Below are 681 nucleotides of genomic sequence, written 5' to 3' on the forward strand. Positions count from 1 at the left end.
GAACAGCTCTTTGTTATAGTAGATCGCGACGCTGTAGAACTCGTTCGGCACACCGTACGTTCCCGGCAGGTCTTTGTATCTCCACGTGTCGAACAGCGGCAGGAACGCGTCGGCCCACGCTTTGTCTTCTTTCAGCACGGGATCGAGGTCCATTGCGATGTTTTTCGCGTAGTCTTTAAATGCCACTCCGCCGTAGTTCATCCAAATCTCCGGGACGCTACCTGTCGCGACGGCCGTTTTGAATTTGTTGTTAAATGCCGCCTCGTCGTTCAACGATTCGTCGACCACCGTAATATCAGGGTTCTTCTCCATAAATTGCTTGAGCAGGTTCTGGAACGCCACGGACTTCGGATCGGTACCGGAGATACGCGTCAAGATGCGGATGCTGACTTTGTCGCCGCTTTTGCCGTCGCTCTTGGAACCGGCATTGTTTTGGGCGGCATCATTCGAACCGCAGCCTGCCAGCAGGCTTGAAGCGGCGAACAGCGATGCCAGCCCTAATGTAAGCGCTCTTTTTTTCATGTGTTAAGCAACCTCCCCGTTTATGTTTGTTCTCTTATACTGTTTGTCTGTTCGACATAGTGTCATTATAAGGGGCGCCGCCCGCCGCATGAATGCAATATCTTTACGCCACCGGGAATATTTTTAACATTTCGTGAACTTTCCATGCAAAAAAAGACC

The 681-nt window shown here is 51.1% G+C and carries 1 protein-coding gene; it reads right to left on the reverse strand.

The window, feature by feature from the left end:
- Window positions 1-522: ABC transporter substrate-binding protein (locus QJ48_RS34500; RefSeq protein ID WP_157261865.1), on the reverse strand; the 522-nt coding region annotated here is incomplete at its 3' end.
- Window positions 523-681: the final 159 nt, after the last annotated feature.

Source organism: Paenibacillus sp. A3 (genome assembly GCF_001399685.1).
Lineage (GTDB): Bacteria > Bacillota > Bacilli > Paenibacillales > NBRC-103111 > Paenibacillus_G.